Genomic DNA, 1,075 nt, shown 5'->3' on the forward strand with positions numbered 1-1,075 from the left:
TCTTCCTTCGGCTTCTGGGTGAAGAGGTTGTAGGCGAGGCGCACCGTCATCTGGTTCTCGTCGGACAGCTTCTGGATGACGGCGTAATCGTCCGGATAGTTCTGGAAGCCGCCACCGGCATCGATGACGCCGGTGACGCCGAGGCGGTTCAATTCCCGCATGAAATGGCGGGTGGAATTGACCTGGTAGTCGAAGGGCAGCTTCGGACCCTTGGCAAGTGTCGAATAGAGGATGCCGGCATTGGGCTTGGCGAGCAGCATGCCGGTCGGGTTGCCGTTGGCATCGCGGGTGATCTCGCCGCCGGGCGGGTTCGGCGTGTCACGGGTATAGCCGACGGCGCGGAGAGCGGCGCCGTTCAACAGGGCGCGGTCATAAAGATGCAGCAGGAAGACCGGCGTGTCGGGCGCGACAGCGTTGATCTCCTCGATGGTCGGCAGGCGCTTTTCCGCAAACTGGTGCTCGGTGAAGCCGCCGACGACGCGCACCCACTGCGGCGCGGGCGTGATCGCCACCTGGCGCTTCAGCATGTCCATCGCATCGGCGAGCGAGCGCACGCCATCCCAGCGCAGCTCCATGTTGTAGTTCAGACCACCGCGGACGACGTGGGTATGGTTGTCGATCAGGCCGGGCAGAACACGCTTGCCCTTGAGGTCGACGATCCTAGTGCCAGAACCAGCCAGCGCCATGATCTCGCTGTCGGATCCGACTTCCAGAAACAGCCCGTCCTTGATGGCGATCGCCGTCGCATTCGGATTGGTTCGGTCAAGGGTCGTCACGCGGCCATTGTGGAGGATCAGGTCGGGATGCATGGTGTCTACTCCGGTCGGGTTGGGATCGGCGGCGTTTGCCGGGGAGAAGAGGTTCGAGAACGCCAGGCTCGATGCGCCTCCAAGAAAGGATCGACGCGTCGTCATCAGCTTCGCTCCTCGGCATTGACCTTCGCCTGATGGGCAGTCTCGATACGATCGGTGCCTTTCGGCAGGTGGCCGAACATGTGCGGCTTGATCTGCTGCATCCAGGAGACGGCAGCCGGTTCCTTATTGATCAGCGTTTTGGCGAAGGGGATGATCTGCTC

General features: G+C 62.4%; 2 protein-coding genes. Both read right to left on the reverse strand.

Annotation, left to right across the window (positions count from 1 at the left end; translation table 11 throughout):
- On the reverse strand, nucleotides 1-914 hold a 914-nt coding region (locus FHT84_RS31260; RefSeq protein WP_183765884.1), incomplete at its 3' end, for an amidohydrolase.
- On the reverse strand, nucleotides 914-1,075 hold a 162-nt coding region (locus FHT84_RS31265; RefSeq protein ID WP_183765887.1), incomplete at its 5' end, for a DUF1427 family protein. The genes FHT84_RS31265 and FHT84_RS31260, both read right to left, overlap by 1 nt.

The sequence above is a fragment of the Rhizobium sp. BK289 genome (assembly GCF_014193575.1).
Classification (GTDB): Bacteria; Pseudomonadota; Alphaproteobacteria; order Rhizobiales; family Rhizobiaceae; genus Rhizobium; species Rhizobium tropici_C.